This is a genomic window from Catenulispora yoronensis, assembly GCF_039531695.1.
GTDB classification, from domain to species: Bacteria; Actinomycetota; Actinomycetes; order Streptomycetales; family Catenulisporaceae; genus Catenulispora; species Catenulispora yoronensis.
On record NZ_BAAAQN010000031.1, the window covers coordinates 20,999 to 40,098 of the forward strand.

At 68.5% G+C, this 19,100-nt stretch carries 13 protein-coding genes; 3 read left to right on the forward strand and 10 right to left on the reverse strand.

Annotated elements, in window-relative coordinates; genetic code table 11:
• Positions 1 to 199 precede the first annotated feature (199 nt).
• From ABD481_RS24275 to ngcE, 7 genes are all read right to left on the reverse strand, one after another.
• Complete coding sequence (locus tag ABD481_RS24275) at positions 200 to 556, reverse strand: Imm8 family immunity protein (protein ID WP_344668049.1); 357 nt, start codon at positions 554 to 556, stop codon at positions 200 to 202.
• Positions 556 to 7,623 carry an RHS repeat domain-containing protein gene (locus ABD481_RS24280; RefSeq protein WP_344668050.1) on the reverse strand — a complete coding sequence of 2,356 codons (7,068 nt, stop codon included), beginning with the start codon at positions 7,621 to 7,623 and terminating at the stop codon, positions 556 to 558. Before ABD481_RS24280 ends, ABD481_RS24275 begins: the two co-directional genes overlap by 1 nt.
• Before the next feature lie 553 nt (positions 7,624 to 8,176).
• On the reverse strand, positions 8,177 to 9,043 hold the full coding sequence (locus ABD481_RS24285; RefSeq protein ID WP_344668051.1) for a PIG-L deacetylase family protein: 867 nt from the start codon (positions 9,041 to 9,043) through the stop codon (positions 8,177 to 8,179).
• Between the two features lie 8 nt (positions 9,044 to 9,051).
• A complete protein-coding gene (locus ABD481_RS24290) occupies positions 9,052 to 10,215 on the reverse strand; it encodes an ROK family transcriptional regulator (protein WP_344668052.1) in 1,164 nt (387 codons plus the stop codon).
• A gap of 3 nt (positions 10,216 to 10,218) precedes the next feature.
• Positions 10,219 to 11,052 (reverse strand): carbohydrate ABC transporter permease, encoded by an 834-nt coding sequence (locus ABD481_RS24295; RefSeq protein ID WP_344668053.1) that lies wholly within the window; start codon positions 11,050 to 11,052, stop codon positions 10,219 to 10,221.
• Positions 11,052 to 11,969 (reverse strand): carbohydrate ABC transporter permease, encoded by a 918-nt coding sequence (locus ABD481_RS24300; protein ID WP_344668054.1) that lies wholly within the window; start codon positions 11,967 to 11,969, stop codon positions 11,052 to 11,054. The genes ABD481_RS24295 and ABD481_RS24300 overlap by 1 nt, the downstream gene beginning before the upstream one ends.
• On the reverse strand, positions 11,969 to 13,393 hold the full coding sequence (ngcE, locus tag ABD481_RS24305; protein WP_344668055.1) for an N-acetylglucosamine/diacetylchitobiose ABC transporter substrate-binding protein: 1,425 nt from the start codon (positions 13,391 to 13,393) through the stop codon (positions 11,969 to 11,971). Before ngcE ends, ABD481_RS24300 begins: the two co-directional genes overlap by 1 nt.
• Positions 13,394 to 13,596: 203 nt before the next feature.
• On the opposite strand from ngcE, the gene ABD481_RS24310 reads away from it, so the two are divergent.
• The 3 genes from ABD481_RS24310 to ABD481_RS24320 all read left to right on the forward strand — a co-directional run bounded on the left by ABD481_RS24310 (position 13,597) and on the right by ABD481_RS24320 (position 14,674).
• Entirely contained in the window at positions 13,597 to 13,857 is a 261-nt protein-coding gene (locus ABD481_RS24310) for a hypothetical protein (protein ID WP_344668056.1), read from the forward strand.
• Positions 13,820 to 14,146, forward strand: coding sequence for a HEAT repeat domain-containing protein (locus ABD481_RS24315; RefSeq protein ID WP_344668057.1), 327 nt, complete (start codon positions 13,820 to 13,822; stop codon positions 14,144 to 14,146). The genes ABD481_RS24310 and ABD481_RS24315 overlap by 38 nt, the downstream gene beginning before the upstream one ends.
• Before the next feature lie 63 nt (positions 14,147 to 14,209).
• Entirely contained in the window at positions 14,210 to 14,674 is a 465-nt protein-coding gene (locus tag ABD481_RS24320; protein ID WP_344668058.1) for a hypothetical protein, read from the forward strand.
• 33 nt (positions 14,675 to 14,707) lie between these two features.
• Here ABD481_RS24320 and ABD481_RS24325 read toward each other — a convergent pair whose 3' ends face one another.
• The 3 genes from ABD481_RS24325 to ABD481_RS24335 all read right to left on the reverse strand — a co-directional run bounded on the left by ABD481_RS24325 (position 14,708) and on the right by ABD481_RS24335 (position 18,985).
• Entirely contained in the window at positions 14,708 to 15,079 is a 372-nt protein-coding gene (locus tag ABD481_RS24325) for a nuclear transport factor 2 family protein (RefSeq protein ID WP_344668059.1), read from the reverse strand.
• Between the two features lie 39 nt (positions 15,080 to 15,118).
• Entirely contained in the window at positions 15,119 to 16,144 is a 1,026-nt protein-coding gene (locus ABD481_RS24330) for a helix-turn-helix domain-containing protein (RefSeq protein WP_344668060.1), read from the reverse strand.
• A 264-nt stretch (positions 16,145 to 16,408) separates the two neighbouring features.
• Positions 16,409 to 18,985, reverse strand: coding sequence for a protease pro-enzyme activation domain-containing protein (locus tag ABD481_RS24335; protein WP_344668061.1), 2,577 nt, complete (start codon positions 18,983 to 18,985; stop codon positions 16,409 to 16,411).
• Between the last annotated feature and the right edge of the window lie 115 nt (positions 18,986 to 19,100).

A 19,100-nucleotide genomic window follows, 5' to 3' on the forward strand; every position in this document is an offset into this window, starting at 1 on the left:
GTGACGTGGCCGCATGGTGAAGTGATCATGGTGTGATGGTTGGGCCGCCGAGGCAGTCCGGCCGAACCCTCTACCACCATGCCTACGCCAAGCTTGGCATGCCGTCTCAGCCAGACGCACTCAGCTTCGCCGCCCTTTTCCGGGCGGCGAAGCCTGTGACAATCGGCAGCCTGCTGACATCGAAGTCAGAATACCTTCGTCACCCTAGGTGATCCTCGAACTCGTGGATCCCCAGCCGAGACAGCCGATAGGCAATTTCGCGCCAGGTAGGGCAGTCGATCCTTTCGATGGCTCGCGTCACCGCCTTCTTGATCACTTGAACGTCAGGAGTGTCGACAATGAGCAGGGAGCGACCAAAGAGCACCCCACCCGATTGGCGGACCCGGTCCTCAAGACCGCGTGGCGTGCAGACAGTCATCATGACCGACTCTTCACCTTCGGAATCCCGCGGCCCAACAATCACCTGAAGAAGGAATGAAAAGCACTCCGGGTCCTCCGGCTGGAAGTCGTCCAGGTCGACATCAGGACTCATGAAGTATCGAACGACAGGTCTCATCACATATCCGTAATATCCAGATGCGCATCCGCTTGCCATTCCCCGCGCGTGGCCGTGCGCCACTCGAAGTTGGCTTGGTAGCCGGGGCCACCATATTCAGCGGGCCTACTCGGCTTGAACGACGGCGGGCGATACTGCCGAAGTCCATCCTTGCTCAGCATGGTTTTGCCATCACTGGCAAAAGTATAACCCTCACCCACCCACGCGCGACCCATGATCATCGCTTCGAGTTGATTCGCCTCACCGATACCTGACATTCCCTTCTGCTTGGACGCATCGCTGAGCATTCGCGCCATACGCATCTCATCAGCCGAGGCCGCGTCAGACGACCCGTCTGCCTGGGACGTCTCATTGAGCATCTTTGCAAGATCGCTGCCGAGGTTGTTGGCTCCGCTCGTCAGCACTTTCCCACTGCCCGCACCGATGGCACCGCCGGCGGCGACCGAGGGCGCCCCGGCCAAGCACAGGACACCCGTACCGCATTCAACGATGCCGCTGGCCATCAGGCCGCCACCGAGAATAGTGCCAGCACCTCCACCGGCAACCTGAGCCAGGTCACGCAATACGTTCGCGCCACCGTCTTCAAGCGCCTGCATGAAAGCTTGGTTATGCGCCTTGTTGGCATCGCGCTGAGCCGGAGACGTGCAGTGTGTCGCCACCGACACCGGACCCATACGGCACTTGTCGACGACGTTGTAAGCGACCAACGCCGCGGCTTTGGCTATGTAGTCGTTCAGCGAAGCGTCGACATCGGTTGAATCATTGTCATCGGATACGCCCATCAGGCACTGCCGCTTGTTGTAGCCGCTCAGCCCATCGCACGGGTTGGAGGGCCGGGAAGGCGGGGCGGGTGGAGCCGTGTTGCCATCGTCGTCCTCCGCACGAAGCCCTGTCGGATCGCTGTTGCTGACCGGATCGTTGCCCGCGTACGAGTACCCGCCGACAGATTGCGGGCTGTTCGCATGGAACTCCGGATCCGCGGAGATGAAGGCTCCAGCGACGGGGTCGTACTTCCGGGCACCGACGTCGACGAGCGAGGTCGACGCGTCGGTGGTTTTGCCGAGGAAGGTGTGGTCGTCGACCCAGGCGGGTGTGGTGGTTCGAGTGATGGGGGTGCCGCGGGTGTCGCCGAAGGGTTTGGTGTAGCGGCGGGCGATGATTTTGCCGGTGGCGGCGTTGACGGTGGTGCCGCCGGTGCCTTCGTTGTTGTTGACCTGGTAGGTGATGGCGCCGTTGCTGGCTTCGATGATGTCGGGGGCGCCGGGGTAGGTGAGGTAGCGGTTGGCGGTGACGGTGTTCGTGCCGGCCAGGTAGACCTCGGTCGCGCCCAGATACAGCGTCGTGCCCGCGGTCGCGCCGCCAGTGTCACGCCGGATGAGCTGGTCGCCTTCAGCGTCGTAGAGGTAGTCGGCGGTGGTGCCGTTGTTGTTGTCGACGTGCTTGAGGCGGTCTTCGGCGTCCCAGGTGAGCTGCTGACCCAGCACGGTGCCGTTGGGTCGCAGGGTGCTGTTGCCGGCGCCGTCGTAGGCGTAGTTGACGGTGGCTCCGCCGGTCTTGGTGATCTGGCTTAGCAGGTGCGGGCCGGTGCCGGGGTTGGTGGCGCCGCCGGTGTTGACGGTGCCGGGTGCGGCGTAGCTGGAGGTGCGGGTGACGTTGTTGGTGGTCACCCCGGCCGGGTCGTGGTCGGTGACCGAGGTGCGGTTGCCGCTTTGGGCATCGGCACCGCTGTAGGTGTACGACTGCCAGTACCGTGCCGGACCGCCGATCTGTGTGGTGGAGCTGGCATCGGTCGGCGGGTTGTTGGTCCTCGACGACGCACAGGAGCCCAAAGCACCGGTAGCGGTGGTGGGGCTGTTCGGGTTGGTGGTCGCCGACGGCGACTGGTCACCGGAGTCCGTCCAGGCGTTGGTCAGACGGCTGGCGTAGTCGTAGGTGTAGCACTGGATGTCCCGCTGCGCCGGACCCGGGTTGTAGGACCCTGACACCGACCAGTTCTGGAGGTCGGCAGTCGAAGTCAGGCGGCCCGCAGCGTCGTAGTCGTAGGAGACTTCATCGATGCTGTAGGTGTTCAGCTGCGTCGGGTTAACCGTGCTCTGACCAGCCGTCGTGTCGACGAAAGTGTTAGTGACGCGGCCAGTACCAGCGTCGTACAGGTTCTGCTGCACGATCTGGTACGGGTAATCGCCGAGAGTGCGGGACAGAGTCTTGCCGTCACGGTCGTAGATGGTGCTCACGAGATAATCAGCGTTGCCGCCGGTGAACAGGAGCAGCCCGAACCGGTTGTAGGAGTTATAGATCGTCTCGGAGGCGATACCCGCGTTCGGAACGGCCGGGGTGTCGTAGTAGGACAGCTCCCCAGTCATCGAGGTGTAGTAGTTGTTGCTCTGATACGTCCCGGCCAGCGCACCTTCACTGGCCGGAATGATGGTCCTGTTGCCCAACGGCCGGTAGTCGGCGTCGTAGCCGGTGACCTGCTGCTTGTAGGCATTGCCGCCCGGGAAGCGGGTCGAGGCGTCAGGCTGGCCCTTGTTCCCTGCCGGGTCGAACGTCCAGCCGACCAGCTGCGCCGCGCTGTTGTTGGTGGCTTGCACACCGGCGGCGGCCAAAGCGCCGATGCTGCGGTCGGTGACCGTGCCGCCATCGTATTCACCGGTTTTACGGCTCAACGGGTCGTAGGTGTAGCCCAGCACGTGACCCCGGCCGTCGGCAGTGGCCAGCAGCAGACCGGCATCGTCGGAATAGCTGGTGGACAACCCGGCATCCGGGTCGTTCTTGGCCATCTGGTGCCCGAGCAGGTCGGAGCTGGTAGTGGTCCAGACGTTGTGCGAGGTGGCGTCGGTGACCGTGGTCGTGGTGCCCTCGCTGCCGTTCAGGTTGTAGGTCAGCCCATAGCTGGTGACATCGGCATCGTTGGCGTTGCCGGTCGGGTTCAGCGGACTGTTCTTGTACGTCCACAGCGCCGTGGTGCGGCCGCGGACATCGGTGAACGTCGAGATCGCGGAGGAGGCGCCGGTGCCATTACCCGCCGGGCCGACCACATCGGTGCGGTCCAGCCCCGGGTAGGAGGTGGTGGTCACCATGCCCGGGATGGTGGAGCCGTTGTGCTTCTGCGTGACCGTCACCGGACGGGACAAACCGTCGAACGTCGTGACCGTCTGCGCGGGCAAGTTGTCGTTCCAGGAGGCCCACACTCCGGTCGGGGTCGTGGCGCCCTGGTCGAAGTAGGGCAGGTTGGTCTCCATAACCCGGCCGAGCGTGTCGTAGCGGGTGTTGACGATCATCCTGCCTTGGGATTCGTCCAAGGCAGGCGACTGCGTCTGCACCATCTCGCCGAAGCCGTTGACGATATTGAAGGTGGCGGCATAGCTGCCGTCCTCCAAGAGCGTCTCCGTCTCGGCGTACCCGTTGGGCTGCGCCGGCTGCGACGGCGTCGCCAAATGCGGCGTAGTGCCGTTGAGCAGGTAGGTGAAGCGGATGTTCGGCGAGGTCTTGTTCGACGCCCACGGCCGATCCGGCTTCCACACCCCCTTCAACCGGCCCATGCCGTCCAGCACCTCGGTGGTGAGATGCCCGTTGGCATCCGTCGACGTCTCCGCAATGCCACGGCCCTGGTCCAGCGTGGTGGTGCTCGCCCAGCCCAGCGGGTTGGTCACCTTGTAGCTGGTCGGCAGCGCGCCGCCGGTCGGGGCGTAGTCGGTGTGCGTGGTGCGCTGGTCGGCGTCGGTGGCCGAGGTGATACGGCCATAGGTGGTGTCGAAACTGGCGCCGGTCACGGCCCAGGACTCGGTGTAGGTGTTCGTGACCGGGTTGGTGAGAGTGATGCCCTTGGCGGTCTTGACCGTGGTCGGATCGCCAGCCCCCGACAGTTCACCGTTGTTCGGGGAGCCGTCGTAGAGGGTGACGGTGTCGGAGATCAGGTTGGCGGTGGTCAACGTCATGTTGTAGGTGCACGGCCCCAGCGTCTTCGTGGTCTCCCACGGGATAGACGTGCGCTGGGTGTTCGAGGTCTGCAACGCGTAGCCGGTGATGGAGCACAACTCCTGCACCGTGCCGTCGCCCTTGTCGTCGGTCATCAACAACCGGCCGTTGCCACCGGGGGTATTGGTGGCGGGGTTCGGCAGGGTGTTGTCGTAGTCGAAGTCGACCTCGCTGCGCCGGGTACCGGTGCTGACCTTCTGATAGGTGACTGTCTTCGCGATGTGGGCGAAGTGCGCGCGCTGCATTGGCAGGCCGGAGCCGCGATTGTGCGCGGCGGTGACCATGTTGCCCGGGTCGGGGCCGCCGGATGGCAGGTTCACCACGTGCGCTGGGCCCGAGCTGGTCGGGTCGACGGGGATGTTCACCGTGTCGGAGACGACGTCGCTGCTGGTGGCGGAAGCATAGGTCTGGGTCTCCAGCACCTGGCCGGCCAGCGAGTTGTCGTCGCGCAGCCCGGGGACGCCGGGGGCGAAGACGTCGCCGTGGCCGTCGACGACCCACACGTGTTTGTTGGCGTCCTGGAAGGGATAGGTGGCGTTGCCGTCCTGGTCCATGCCGCGGAAGTACGTCGTGACGATCTTGGTGTTGCTGTTGTCCGGCTCGTTGCCCGCAACCGACTGCACCTGCGCGTAGCCGCGGAACTGGTCGAAGGTGCGGTACTGCGCGTCAGCCTGCTCGGAGTCGTTGGTGTGCCAGACCGGAGTGCCGAGATAGCTGTAGTTCACCTGCCGCATCGGCGCCAGCAGCGTGTCGTCGTACCGAGTCACCGAGGTCACGATGTACTTGTTGAACCAGTCCAACGTCGGCGTCGACGACGTGCTGCCAGGCAGACCCCAGTACTCCGGATAACAGAGGGTTGAGTTCGCGGTGATCGTCGGCGCGGTCGAACCCGGGCACAATGTGCTGGGATCGGCATAGGACACATCGACCTCGGACCCCGTGGTGTCCGTGATCGCGTCCATCCGGAGGCGGTTGTAGTCCGAGGCGTTGTTGGAGGCGTTGAACGAGTGCGTCGCAGCCCGGTTCGGCAAGAACTGGCCGTAGGTGTAGACCGTCGGATCATCGGCCTGGGTGGTGCTGCCGTCCTGGTTCACCACCCAACCGCTGTGCTTGATCCCCGCCAGCCACAACGTCGGCTGGTTTCCGGCGGTGGAAGGGTCGGGGACCGCGTTGAACTGGTGCATCAACGTGTACTTATCCACCGGACGGTAGGCAGATCCGTTCCACACGTTCGTGGTCACCGAGTCCAGACGCTCGGTGTTGTAGAACGACGGCCAGTAGTCGATGCACTTCGTGCCACCGGCCGTGCCGTCCTTGGTGCCGGCGGAAGTGCACGCCTGGTCCCAAGGGGTGTCGACGAACGATGGCGCGTTCGCCGCAGTGATGCCGGTCTGCGCGATGCCGCTCGACACCGGGACCGCACCCGTCGGGCAGCGACTGTCATGCCCGGCCTGGCTGACATCGCTGATACAGCGAGCCACCGGGTTGAACACCACCGTCGAAGCCGGGTGAATCGCGGTGTTGTAGTAGTCGTCGCTGCGCCAGCCGTAGTCGATCTGCCGCAGGAACCCCCCGGCCTGATACTCGGTCGGGCTGTTGGCCGCGCCGCGCAGGTAGAAGTTCTCCTCGCGGGCGTAGGTGTACCGCGTCAGGTTGTGGTGCGGGTCGATCACGAAGTCCAAGTTCCAACGCCACCCGGTACGGCAGTCAGTGGCCACCGCCGTCGTGGGATCCGCACACTTGGAGCCCGCCGGGCTGCCGGCGCCGAAGACCGGAACGCCCCAGGCCGAGTACGTCACCGGCTCGGTCCCGCTGTTCGTACCACCAGGCAGACGGTTCGCGCCGAAGTAGTACTGCGTGCCATCGGTCGTGGTCAGGCGCCAATACGTGCCGCCGTCGCCGGCGTTGCCGTTGGTCGCGCCGCTGAGCTGCTCGACCCGCGTGCCGTCGTCGCCTGCCAACCGCCACGTGCCGCTGGTGTCGTCGCGGACCAGCTCGCCACTGTGACCGGCGAGGGACACCGTCGCGTTCGGGATGCCCCAGCACTCGTCGCCGGACGTGGCGAACCCGGCCTTGGAGCAGGGCTTGTAGGAACGCTCGATGAAGCCCGGGTTGTAGTCCCAGCCATCACCGGCCCACGAACCCTGTGCGTTGGAGGCCGACGTCCGGCCGTCGACACTCGCCGAGTCGTAGGACAGGGCCACGGACGGCGAGGCGCCACCCAGCGATGCCGGGGTGGTCATCGGATAGGTGTAGGTGAACGAACCCTCGTTGCCGCCGCCGGTCCAGGTGTCGGACGGCTTCAGGGAGGTCGCGGTGTAGGAACCGTTCATCCCCGACGGAGTCGAGCTGGCCGCCAGCACCAGCGGCGCCGCCGAGGCAGCGGCCGGGACGCTCACCGTCGCGACCAGCTTGCGGTGCTGCCGATCGTTCGTGAAGGACACCGGGGTCTGCTTGCGACACGCCGGATCGCTCGGCGTCGTCACCGAACACGCGGGAAGCGCCACCAAGGTCAGGCGGTCGGCGAAGTCGCCGCCGAAGGCCGTGGCAAAGCCGGAGTAGTCCACCGCGACCGTCGCGGGCGTGGCGGTGGCCCCGCTGTCGGCCCGGACCGCGGTGACGATCATGCCCGCGACACCCGCCTGCTGCGCCGCGTCATGCGCCGTGACGCTCACCGTCACCTTCGGCGTCGGCGCCGCTTGCGTTGACGCACCAGGCGCCTTCGTGGTGCGCATCGCGTCCGTAGTGTCGCTGGGTGCTGCGATACTCACCGGCATTCCGGTAATAGGCGCCAAACCGGCGGCGGCATCGGAGGCCGCACCGGCGGCCAACGGCTTCAGCGGCGCGGCCGTCGTGGCGGGGGCCAGATCGACCGTCGCAGTCGCGGCGGCAGGCCATACGGGTACGGGTGCGTTGTATCCCGGGAGGTTCTGCGGCGCCGAACGCTTCGTCGCCAACCCGCCCTGCGACGGTACCGCGGCTTCCTTCACCACCGGCCGCGGCTGCCAGATCTTGCCTTTGTATGCACGTCCGGCCGCTATGACCGGCGGCGCGGAGATCACAGGCAGCGCCACGGCGACCGCGGTCAACGCCGCCGTCCATAGCGAGGCGGTGCGCGCTCGCCGTATCCGATGCCCAGAACCAGTCGATGCCGTAGAACGCCAAGCCCCCATGAGACCACCGAACCCCGTAATCGAGCATGATGAGCGCCGACCGTCGTCCGACGGCAGCTCTCGGCACTGTATATGGGCTCTGCGATACTGTCGATCGCCGATACGCCGGCGCCGGGAAGAAGGTAACGATTCCGCTGTGCCCGATCGGGCGTCGCCATCACCGAACGTAGCCGTCGATCCTTCACTTGCTGAAGATCTACCCTGCGTTGTGGTGTTTTGCGGGGTACACAGCCCGGCATCAAGATCGCTGGCGCGGCTGGCTTCTATAACGATTCCGTGAACCGCGCCTCGTTGACGCGACGCCTTTCAGCGCTTACCGTCCCCAGGTACGCGGCGAGTCTCACCTATTACATCAAAGCTCTGACTCACAGCAGTGGGTGGGAACGGCACGAATGTGCTGTTCCCACCCACTGTCTCAGGATTATTCAGATGGTCTCAGTGTTCTGAACAGGCCACCGGCTCCAGCGCCTCAGAACGGCAGCAGCCGGCTCAGGTGCGCCTCGTCAACAGCCTGCCCGTACGGCGCGAACTGGAAGATCTCGGCATGCTCCACCGCCTCCGCCCGCTCCGCTCCGTACCGGGCGACCAGGCCCGGCCGCGCCGCCTCGGGCACCCCGAACTCCCAGTGCTCGCGCACGAACCGACGGCGCTGCTCCTCCACGTCGGCTGCCACGTCGGCTGCCGCATCGGCTGCCACATCAGCTCCCGCACCATCCCCCACCCCGCCCGGCACCTTCCCCAGCAGTCCCCGCTGGAACGGTGCGAACTCCAGGAACTGGGACGCGTGGGCCAGGCAGGCGTCCAGTTTGGCGTCCAGGGTCGGGGTGACGTCGATCACCACGTCGGGCCGGTGGACCGGGTTGGAGGCGTAGTCGGTCATCAGCAGGCAGACCGGCTGGCGGGGCAGCGGGGCGGCCGGGTCGAGGTTGCGGACGGTGGCGAACTCGACGGCCTGGGCCACCAGGCGGCCGGTGCCGCGGTTGTCGGCGTGGCCGGGGGCGTCGTCGCCGTGCAGGGCGATCACCAGGTCGGGGCGCCAGGTGCGCAGGGCGTGCAGGACCCGCAGGCGGGTCGGGACGTCGGGTTCGAGGCGGCCGTCCGATATGTCGTGGAAGATCTCGTAGGTCGTGACCCCCAGCGCGTCGGCGGCGCGGACGGCCTCCTCGGCCCGGCGGCGGGCGAGCGGTCCGGGCTCCAGTTCGTGGTGGCCGGCGTCGCCGTTGGTGAGGGTGAGGAACTTGACCGCGTGTCCGGCCGCGGCGAGCAGGGCGGCGGTGCCGCCCGCGTACATCTCGGGCTCGTCGGGGTGGGCGGCGATCACAAGCGTGCGAAACATCACTGTCCTTACTCGTCTGTGCCGGCACGGCCCGCCGTGCCGGCCTGGAAGACCCGTTCCCGGGTCCGGTGGAGGGCGTCGTGGAGCGCTCCCTCCACGACGGCGTTGCCCTCCACGGCCGTCAGTTCGATCTCGACCTCGGCGAGCGCGGTCGCTCGCATCCGGGCCGCCACCAGGGCGCGCAGCGGTTCGCCGGCCGCCACGCACAGCGGGCCGCCGAGCACCACGCGGCCGGGGTCCAGGACCCCGACGGCGGCGGTCACGCCGAGCGTCACCCGGGCGGCGACGTCGGCCAGGTAGGCCGGCGGGGCGTCGGCCAGCAGGGCGCCGATCCCGGCCAGGCCCGGGTCCGGGTCCAGGCCGTGGGCCCGGGCCAGGGCGGCGAGCGGGCCGGCGCCGAGCAGCTCGCCCAGCGGGCCGCCGTCGACGCCGTAGCTGCGGCCCCGGGAGACCGGGTCCGGGACGACGACCGAGCCGATCTCGCCGCCGCGGCCGGTGGCGCCCCGCCACAGCTCGCCGGCCAGCACCGTGCCGGCCCCGACCCCGGCGCCCAGCCAGAGCAGGACGAAGCTGCCGCCCCGGCCGTCGAGCTCACGCAGCGCCACCAGGTTCACGTCGTTCTCCAGGTGGACCTCGGGCAGCCGCCGGTGCAGGCCCGACAGGTCGCCCAGGCCCGACCAGCCGGTCAGCTGGACGGCCTGGGTCAGGGCCCGGCCGTCGGCCCGGACGATGCCCGGGACGCCGATCACCACCTGGTCCAGCCGGCTCACCCCGGCGTCCAGCGCCGCGGTCTCGATGGTGTCGGCCAGGAACTCCTCCTGCTCCCCCGGCGCCTCGGGGGCCGGGGCCGAGCGGGCGGCCCGGATGGTCCCGGCCAGGTCGGCGACGACGACCTCGACGGCCCGCGCCGTCAGGTCGACGCCGGCCACCGCCGCGGCCGTCCCGTCCAGGCCGTAGGCCTGGGCCGCCGGTCCGGCGCTGCCGGGGCGGGTGCCGGCCTTGCGGATCAGCCCGCCGCGCTCCAGCCGGCGCAGCACCTCGGCCGCGGACGCCTTGGACAGCCCGGTGTGGGCCTCCAGTTCGGCGCGGGTGAGGGTGTGGCGCTCCAGCAGCAGCGTGAGCGCCGCCCGTTCGTTCAGCGTCCGCAAAACCGTCGGATTCCCTGTGGACATGCCCTACTTCACCGCTCCCGCCGTCAGCCCGGACTGGATGTGCCGCTGGAAGACGATATAGGCGGCGACCACGGGCAGGACGCTCATACACAGCGCGGCGAACAAGGCGGGCCAGTCCGCCTCGTAGCCGGCGATGGTGGAGATGTCGGCGATCCCCTGGGTGAGCACCCATTTGTTCTTGTCGCCGGGCAGCAGCACCAGCGGGAGCAGGTACTGGTTCCACTGGCCCAGGACGTTGAAGATGGTCAGCGAGATCAGGCCCGGCCGGGCCATCGGCAGCATGATCTGCACGAAGGTCCGCACGTGCCCGGCGCCGTCGATGGCCGCGGCCTCGGCGACCGCGTCCGGCAGGCCCCGGAAGAACGAGGTCAGGAAGAACACGGTGAACGGCAGCGAGTAGGCGATGTAGACCAGGATCAGGCCCAGGCGGGTGTCGACCAGGCCCAGGTTGTCCACCGTGAAGAACAGCGGGACCAGGGCCAGGAAGACCGGGAAGGCCATGCCGGCGGTGAACACCAGGGAGACCAGGCGGCGGCCCGGCCAGCGGTAGCGGGCGATCACGTAGGCGGCCGCCGAGCTCAGGACCATGGTGCCGGTGACGCCGAAGAAGACGACGATCACCGTGTTGACCAGGTAGCGGCCGATGTCGGCCTTGGCCCAGGCGCGGCTCCAGTTGTCCCAGCGCAGCGAGCCGGGCAGTTGCAGGGCGTCGCCGAAGATCTCGGTGTTGTTCTTGAAGGACGCCAGGAGCGTCCAGACCAGCGGGCCGACGATCAGGAGCGTCCAGACGACCAGGACGATCTGGGCGGCGGTGTGGAACAGGCGGCGGCGGCCCATCAGTACTCGATCCTTTCCCTGCGGGTGACGCGCATCGTCAGGGCGGCGAAGGTCAGCGTCAGGAAGAACAGGGCGACGCCGAGGGCCGAGGCGTAGCCGAAGCGGGAATAGCTGAAAGCGTTCTTGTAGATCTCGGTGGCCAGGACGGTGGTGGCGCCGTCCGGGCCGCCCTGGTCCGAGGACAGGACGTTGATCAGCGCGAAGCCGTCGAAGGCGGCGATGCCGAGGTAGACCCAGGCCACCTGGACGGTGTCGCGCAGCAGCGGCACGGTGATGCGGGTGAACAGGCGGAACGGGCCGGCGCCGTCGAGCAGGGCGGCCTCGAAGACATCCTTCGGGATGGCGGCCATCGCGGCGGAGAACAGGACGACGTAGAAACCGACCGCCTGCCAGACCATGACCGCGATGATCGCCCACAGCGCCAGCTTCGGCTCGGTCAGCCAGCCGACCGGGCCGATGCCCAGCTTGTCCAGGGCGCCGTTGATGACGCCGCTGGTGTCGGGGCGGTAGACGGCCTTGAACAGGACGCCCACCACCGCGACGGCGAGGACCTGCGGGAGGAAGAACACGACCCGGTAGAAGCCGGAGCCCTTCACCCCGCGCATCTCGCCCCCGCGCGATCCCCCGCCCGCGTTCAGCAGGAAGGCGAAGACCAGGGCGAGGACGATCGTCAGCAGCGGCAGCGCGACGAGCAGGATGGCGTGATTGCGCAGCGCCTGCCAGAAGGCGTCGTCGTCGAACATCCGGCGGAAGTTGTCCAGACCGCTGTAGTGGACGTCCGCCGACACCCCGCGCCAGTCCGTCAGCGCGATCTGGAAGGCCTGCACGTACGGGCTGATGACGAACACGCCGTACAGGGCCAGCGCGGGGAGGACGCAGGCGGCGACGAAGCCGTACGCGCGCAGCCGCTTGCGCATCAGGCGGTCCGGGTCTGCTTGGCGACCGAGGAGTCCTTCTTCAGGGCGTCGGCCTTCTTCTGCATGGCGTCGCAGAACTGCTGCGGCGATATACGGCCGGACATGACCGCGTTGACCTGGGTCTTGCCCTCGTCGAAGAGTTCCTTGTACCAGGTCTCGAAGCGGGCGTCGGTGATGATGTTCTTGCCCGCGGCCTGCATGGCCTTGTCGGCGCTGGTGAGCGCGGAGGTCAGGGACAGGCCGTCGGCGGTGCCCGGGACGACGGTCAGGTTGCCGGTCTTCTCGGTGTAGCCGTGGGAGCCCTCCTTCGAGAGCATCAGGCGGAGGTACTCCAGGCCGCCCTGCGGGTTCTTGCCCTTGGCCGAGACGAAGTAGGCCTCGGTGCCGGCGACCATGAACGCGCCGTACGGCATGGCGTCGGAGGCGGTGACGCTGGGGATGGGGGCGAGGGCGTACTCGAAGGTGGCCGGCTTGTCCTTGGCCATCTCGCCCTCGATCCAGGACCCGCAGGGGTAGAACAGCACCTTGTCCTGGAGCTGCCGGACCTGGGTCTGGGTGTGGTCCAGGCCGAAGTAGGACTTGTCGCCGAAGTCGGTCTGGATCTCCACCCAGGCGGAGACGGACTGGATCATCGCCGGGGCCTGCCAGGCGCCGTCCCCGAGGTTGTCGATGTCGACGATGACCTTGTTGCCGCCGATCTTCGCGGCGGTGTAGAGCAGGTTCCACAGCTGGTAGAAGGGGCCGACCTGGCCCGGGTACGCGAACAGCGTGCGGTTGTCGGCCTTCGCGGTCTGGCCGAGGGCCTTGAACTCCTCCCAGGTGGTCGGCACCTTCCAGCCCTTGGCCTGGAACAGCTTGGCGTTGTACCACAGCGCCCGGTGGCCGACCGAGTACTGCAGGACGCGCGGCACGCCGTCGATGAGCGAGCTCTCGTAGACGCCGCCGATGACGACGTCCTTGATCTTCTTGCCGTCGAAGCCGATGGCCGGCGCCTCGAACAGCGAGGAGAGGTCGGCGACCTGGCCCTCGGCGACCAGCGCCTGCACGTCCAGGGCCTCGGGCCCGGAGTTGTTCACGACGTCGGGGACGTCGCCGGAGATGAAGCGGGGCCGCAGCGTGGTGCCGATCTTCTGGGTGGCCCCGTGCTTGATCGTGGACTGCGGGAACTCCTTCTTGTACATCACCTCGTGGACCTCGGTGGCGTACTTCTCCCCGTTGCCCCCGCTGAAGACGACGACTTCCAGCGGGCGGGCGGCCTCCACCCCGAAGGGGTTCGACGCCGAGACGGGTCCGGAGTTGAGGACGGTGCTGGGCGAGGCGGCGGTGCCGCTCTTGGCCTTGTTGTCGGTGACACAGGCGGCCAGGGGCAGCGCCAGCGCGGCGAGTCCGGCGTTGCGCAAGAGGTCGCGACGGCTGACGGACATGCTTCCCTCCTTGGGCGGTTAATCGTCTGGATAGTTTCCAGACGGTTAGTGGGGAGAGAATAAGGAGGGGGGTCGGGTGGCGTCAACTGGTGACCCGGTGCGGGGATGCGCCGCGCGGTAGGGTCCCAGGACCGAACGCGCAGCCGCTTCCGGGAGCGGAGCCCCGCGCGGAACCGTGAGCAGGAAGGGCGAGGTGCCGATTCGTGGTCTTCGAGGCGGAGATACGTTCGCTGGGGTCCGCGGACAAGGACATCCGATCGGCGGCGGCGCGGGCGATGAGCGGCTACGGGGCCGCGGCGGTCACGCCGCTGATCGAGCACTTGTGCGACGAGAGTTCGCCGATCGAATGGTCGATGATGTCGATCAATGGCCGCGCCGCCGGGTCTCCGATCTGCCGGAGCACCTGCGCCGCGGTGGAGGGTACGCATGAACGCCGGGGTGCTGGTGCAACATTTGGGAGCTGACGGCATCGCCTACGCGGACCTGCTTCTGGAGCTGCTCGACGACCAGGACGAGGAAGTGCGGCAGCGCGCCGTGTGGGCTCTCGGGTCGCTCGGCGAGCCGGTGGCGGCGGCCCTGCGGCGCATCAGGCGTACGCCGGGTACGGACCGCCTGCGACGGATGACGGCTTTGACAGCTTTGGCGGAGATCGGCGGCCGGGACGCGCTGGACGCCCGGAACCGCGCCGCACTCCAGCGTCTCGTCGCGGTGAAACAGCTCACTGAGATACCTGAGCCGACCCGGTTCCGGTGACCATGCGGCTGGGTGCGAGCGCCTGGAACCATGACCGTCACGCCCTGGCTCACAAGACACCGCATGCCCGACACCAACGGGTCTACGTGTCTCCAGTACTCGACGGATGGCGGCTGGTTTTCGGTGCTCCTTCGGACGACCTCCATCCCGGAGGCCGCACCGAGAGCACGGACAGCGATGACCACGATCTGGTCAAGGCCCGCTGCGCGGCGCTCAGCACCATCCGCGCTGGTCGGAGGGCGCCACGAGGCGGAGATCGGGTTCGCCCTCCCCCACGAGAACCTGTTCCCGCTGGACGCGTTCGTCGATGTGGATCTCAGCGAGCCGGGTGCGTTCCACCGCCGCTATCTCCAGGTGAAGCGGGACCTGAAGATTCCCGATAAATGCGACGGCGCCACGATCGCCGGCCGGACTTCGGTCGATCCGTCCGGCCTCGGTCCGCGGACGGTCAAGGAAGGCTCGGGCTGGCTGGCGATGACCGAATGCGGCCGCGTCCATGGCGACGCTCCAGGGGCGTTGAGCATTTGAATCAGCGCTCGTAAATCAATTTGTTGTTAAGCTCTAATCCCGCCAAACCCCCGTCCAATCGTAGAGCGGCGCCGAGGTCGCGTACTCGCGGAGGTAGGCGATCTTGGCGCCGTCGAGTCTGGCTATGGTCGCGCCTTCGAAGGTGGCGGCTTCGCCGTGGGAGGTGCAGGAGAAGATCCATTCGGCGGTCAGGGTGGTGCCGGACTCGGTGTGGGTAGTGATCTTCCAGTCGTCGACGGTGCCGCCGGTGTCGAACCAGGTGCGCATCCATTGCTCGATCCGGGGGTGGCCTCGGTAGATGGGGCCGTAGCATTCGATGACCACGCATTGTTCGGTCAGGGTGGACAGCACTCCGGCGATGTCGTGGCGGCGCCAGGCGTCGATGTAGGCGTGCAGTTGGTTCATGGGGTTCCCTCCCTGGACGGCTGGAACAATCATGAGCCACTACTCCCAGTCCCACCGCACTCCGTGGACCCCCGGCTGGGCGTCCAGGGTCACCGCGTGCACCGTCGCGCTGGCGCCCAGCGTCAGTTCGGCGGCGGAGTCCTCGGTCGGTTCCTGGCCGCGTCGCACGTAGCGGTAGGCGCCGACCGGGAGGGTCGCGCGGTCGAAGTGCACTTCCAGCAGGAACTGCGGGCACGGGACTCGCAGTCCGTGCTCGAAATAGGCGCTCTGGGTCGGCTCCCCCACGACGGAGATGTCGAAGCCGAATATGTAGGTCTCGCCGGTGTGCAGCGGATAGTCGAAGCGCATTTCCGCGGCCAGGACGCCGTGGCCGGGTTCGGTGCGGATGCGGCCGATGCGGCAGGACGTGCTTTTCTCGATCACCGGTGTCGTGGAGGCGGCGCGGGTGTCGTAGAGGATCGTGTACCGGTCCGCGCCGTCCGTGCGGCAGCTCACCGCGCAGCTGAAGGTGATGTGCCGTTCGGCGCGGTCGGCGTCGATGGAGACCACGTAGTGGGTCTGGATGAGGTCGAGCCGGAGGTTCGCGTCGAGGTCGATGCCGGACATGGCCGCGATGCGTTCCCGGGTCAGGCCGATGGTGTGGTCCAGGGTCACCGGAGACGGGCGCCGGCCGGTGGAGCGGCGGCCGCCCGGGGTGGCGGCGGTGTGGGCGACCAGGGAGTTGTCGGGGATGCCGAGGACGGCTTCCAGGGCGCGCAGCGCTTGGACCGAGCGCTCCCCCTCGGGGTGGCGGCGGCCGCGGCGCCAGTAACTGAGCGTGGACAGCCCGACGTGGACGCCTCGTTCGGCCAGGCGGCGTTGCAGGGCTTCGAGGCTGATGCCGCGGCGTTTGATCGCCAGGTCGAGTGCGGTGTGCAGCGGGCCGCCGCGCAGTGCGGCGGCGAAGTCCGGCGAGAGGATCGGGGCTGTCCCAGGGCGCTGATGCCACGGGCTCCGCAGGTCGCGGCCCGCCCCCGCCGGCATCACCTCGGCCCGCAGGCTCCCCGGAAGCGCCGCATCGTCCATCTGGCCACCACCTCGGCGTGCGAATCTGCGCGGACTTCCCGATGCCCGACCTTCGTAGACCCTTGAGCATCCTCCCCCGGACCGGCACCAGCAAGGCGTGCCGCCGCCTCGGCGCGCGGCTCGGCCCGCCGTTGTGAAGGCCGGGCGGGCCGCTGTGAAGGAGCACCCGCGCCGGCCTCGGCGGGAACCGCGCCGCCGGGGCGGAGCTGTGAAGTTTCACAGCTCCGCCCCGGCTCGTCCCTGGCCGGTCCGGCCCGGCCGGCGCTAGACGGAACTCCCGTCGGTCACGTCATCGAGGTACAGCACCGACGACGACCCGAAGTACGCGGAGGACAAGTCCTGGTTCTGCGCCGCGAGGGTGTAGCTGTGCCCTGACACCAGGTTCGCGCTCGCCTTGACGTAGCTCGCCGCCCGCGGGCTGCTGCACTGCGGCTGCGCCAGCGTCTGCGACGTCCCGGACGTGTTGTCGGTCAGCGTGATGCTCCCGAAGCCGAACGGGAACTGCCCGACGCACGCCTGCGCGTACCAGACGTTCAACGGCCCGGCGGAGGTCGCGGTGAAGGTCTGCGACAGCCCGGAGGTGTAGCTGCCCGAGCCCCCGGGGCCGATCTTCGCCGCGTAGCCGCCGCCGTGCACCGGCGCGGTCACCACGCTCGCGGTGCCGCTGCGCGTCCAGCTGCCGAGGGTGCCGGACTCGAAGCCGCCGTTCTTGACGTCGTTGCCACCGCCCCCGCCGGGCGTGGTGACGCCGAGGCTGAAGGCGGCGCTGTGCGTCGCGTCGGTGTCGGCGCCGGTGACGGTCACCGTGTAGGTGCCGGCCGGGGTCGACGACGTGGTGGCGATCGTCAGGGTGCTGCTTGCGCCACCGGTGACCGACGCCGGGTTGAAGGTGGCCGTGGCGCCGGTCGGCAGCCCGGAGGCCGACAGCGTGATGCTCTCCGCCGAGCCGCTGGTGACCTTGGTGGTCACCGTGCTCGTCACCGACTGCCCGGCCTGCACCGAGCCGGAGGCCGGCGCCAGCGTCAGCGAGAAGTCGTTGGTCGGCGGCGGGGGCGTGCTGACGTTGGTCAGGTCCCCGATCAGCTTGTCCCCGATCGGCGTGCCCCAGCCGGTCGCCAGGTCCCAGCCGGTGGTGGCGCTGTAGGTGTCGTTGTTGCCCTGCGTCACGTCGTGGAAGTCGGTCGCGTACTTGGAGCTGCCCGCGACCTGGTAGATCGTCGGGTTGAGGTTGCCCAGCCGCTTGCCCGCGAGCTGTCCGGCGTCGGCGAGGTAGCCGCCCCACAGCGGCGCGGCCTCGCTGGTGCCGCCGACGCTCTCCCAGCCGCCGTTCAGGTTGATGGACAGGCCGCCGGCGTTGGGGTCGGCGGCGTCGGCGACGTCGGGCACGCCGCGCATCTTGTTGCTGTTGACGGCGCTCTGCCACGACGGGGTGGCGTAGACCGAGGAGTAGCCGCCGCCGGAGCGGGTGTTGCCGGTGGAACCGCTGTTCCACACCGACTCGGCCGAGTAGCCGCCGCCGGAGCCGGTGGTCAGGTGCGTGCCGCCGACGCCGGTGATGCCGGGGTCGCTGGCCGGGTAGTCGGCGGTGATGGTGGAGTTGTCGCCGTTGTAGCCGCAGCCGTGGCCGCCCCAGTCGCCGGAGGCGGAGACGATGGTAATGCCCTGCGAAACCATCTGGTTGACGTCGTCGTGGGTGGCGGCGATCGGCGAGGACTCGCAGGACTCGCCCAGGAGCCAGGACCCTGAGAAGACGTCGACCTTGTTGTCGCTGGCGACCTTGGCCCACTCGTCGGTCCACGCCGAGTCGGTGTTCGGGGCCTCGTAGACGATCTGCGCGGCCTTGGGCGCGTAGACGGCGACCGAGTCGATGTCGAGCGTGACCTCGATCTGCCCGCTGCCGAGGCTGGTGACGCCGCCGTCCACCTTGGCCACGGTCGGCGTGATGCCCGGAAGGCTGAACTGGCGGGTGAAGGTGTCGATGTCGGACTGCTTGAAGCCGTCGAACTCCAGCATGCCGACGGTCTTTCCGCTGCCGCCCTGGGAGGAGACGGTGTTGCTCATGCTGTAGGCGTTGATCAGGTCCGACGGGCTCTCGCCGCCGCTCGGGCCGGAACCGCCCGGCTGCGCGGCGCCGGACTGGCCGGACTGGCCGGACTGCGCGTTCTGCCCGACCTGCCCGAGCTGGCCAGACTGCGCGTTCTGCCCGGCCTGCGCACCGTGCGTCGCGACCGGCGCGTCCGAGAGGCCGCCGACGAAGCTCACCAGGCCGGCCACGTCGGCCGGCAGCCGAACGACGCCCTCGGCCATGCGGTAGCTCCGGCCGCCGAGCGTGTAGTCAGCCTCGTGCGTACCGAAGGCCGCCGAGATCTGCGCCGCCGACCCGGTCGCGTCGACGACCTGCCGGTTGCCGGAGACCCCGGTGACGGTCAGGCCCTGCGCCGCCAGGTACCGCCGGACCTGGTCGACCTGCCCCGGCGTGGCGGCGAACCGCTGGTTGAACTCCGCCGGGGTGATGAAGTGCCGGAACAGCGACGACGCCGGGTCGCTGACGTCCTTCGCGAACTGCTCCAAACCGGCGGCGTCGCGCGGGCGCAGGGCTATGGCGACGGACATCGGCGTGGCGGCGGCGGTGTCGCCGACGCGCGCCGCGCGCGCCGGGTGGCCCGCGTCCGACGCGACCCCGACCGCGTTCGTGGTCTGCGACGCGGCCGGGCCGGCGGGGGCCGCCGAGGCGGCGGCGGGGACGACCGACAGGATGGTCGCCGCCGCTGTCACCGCCCCGGCGGCGCTCAGGGGAAGCGCCCACAACCGCGCTTGCCGAGCGGAAGATCTCGCACTCATGGTGGGAACGGACCTTTCATCTCGTGGGCGCCGCGCGGGTCGATGGGCCGGCGGAAGGCAAGCCGGTATCGCCGTCGCGGTGCACCAGGGAGTCGGCCGCGGTCCCGGTGAGGGT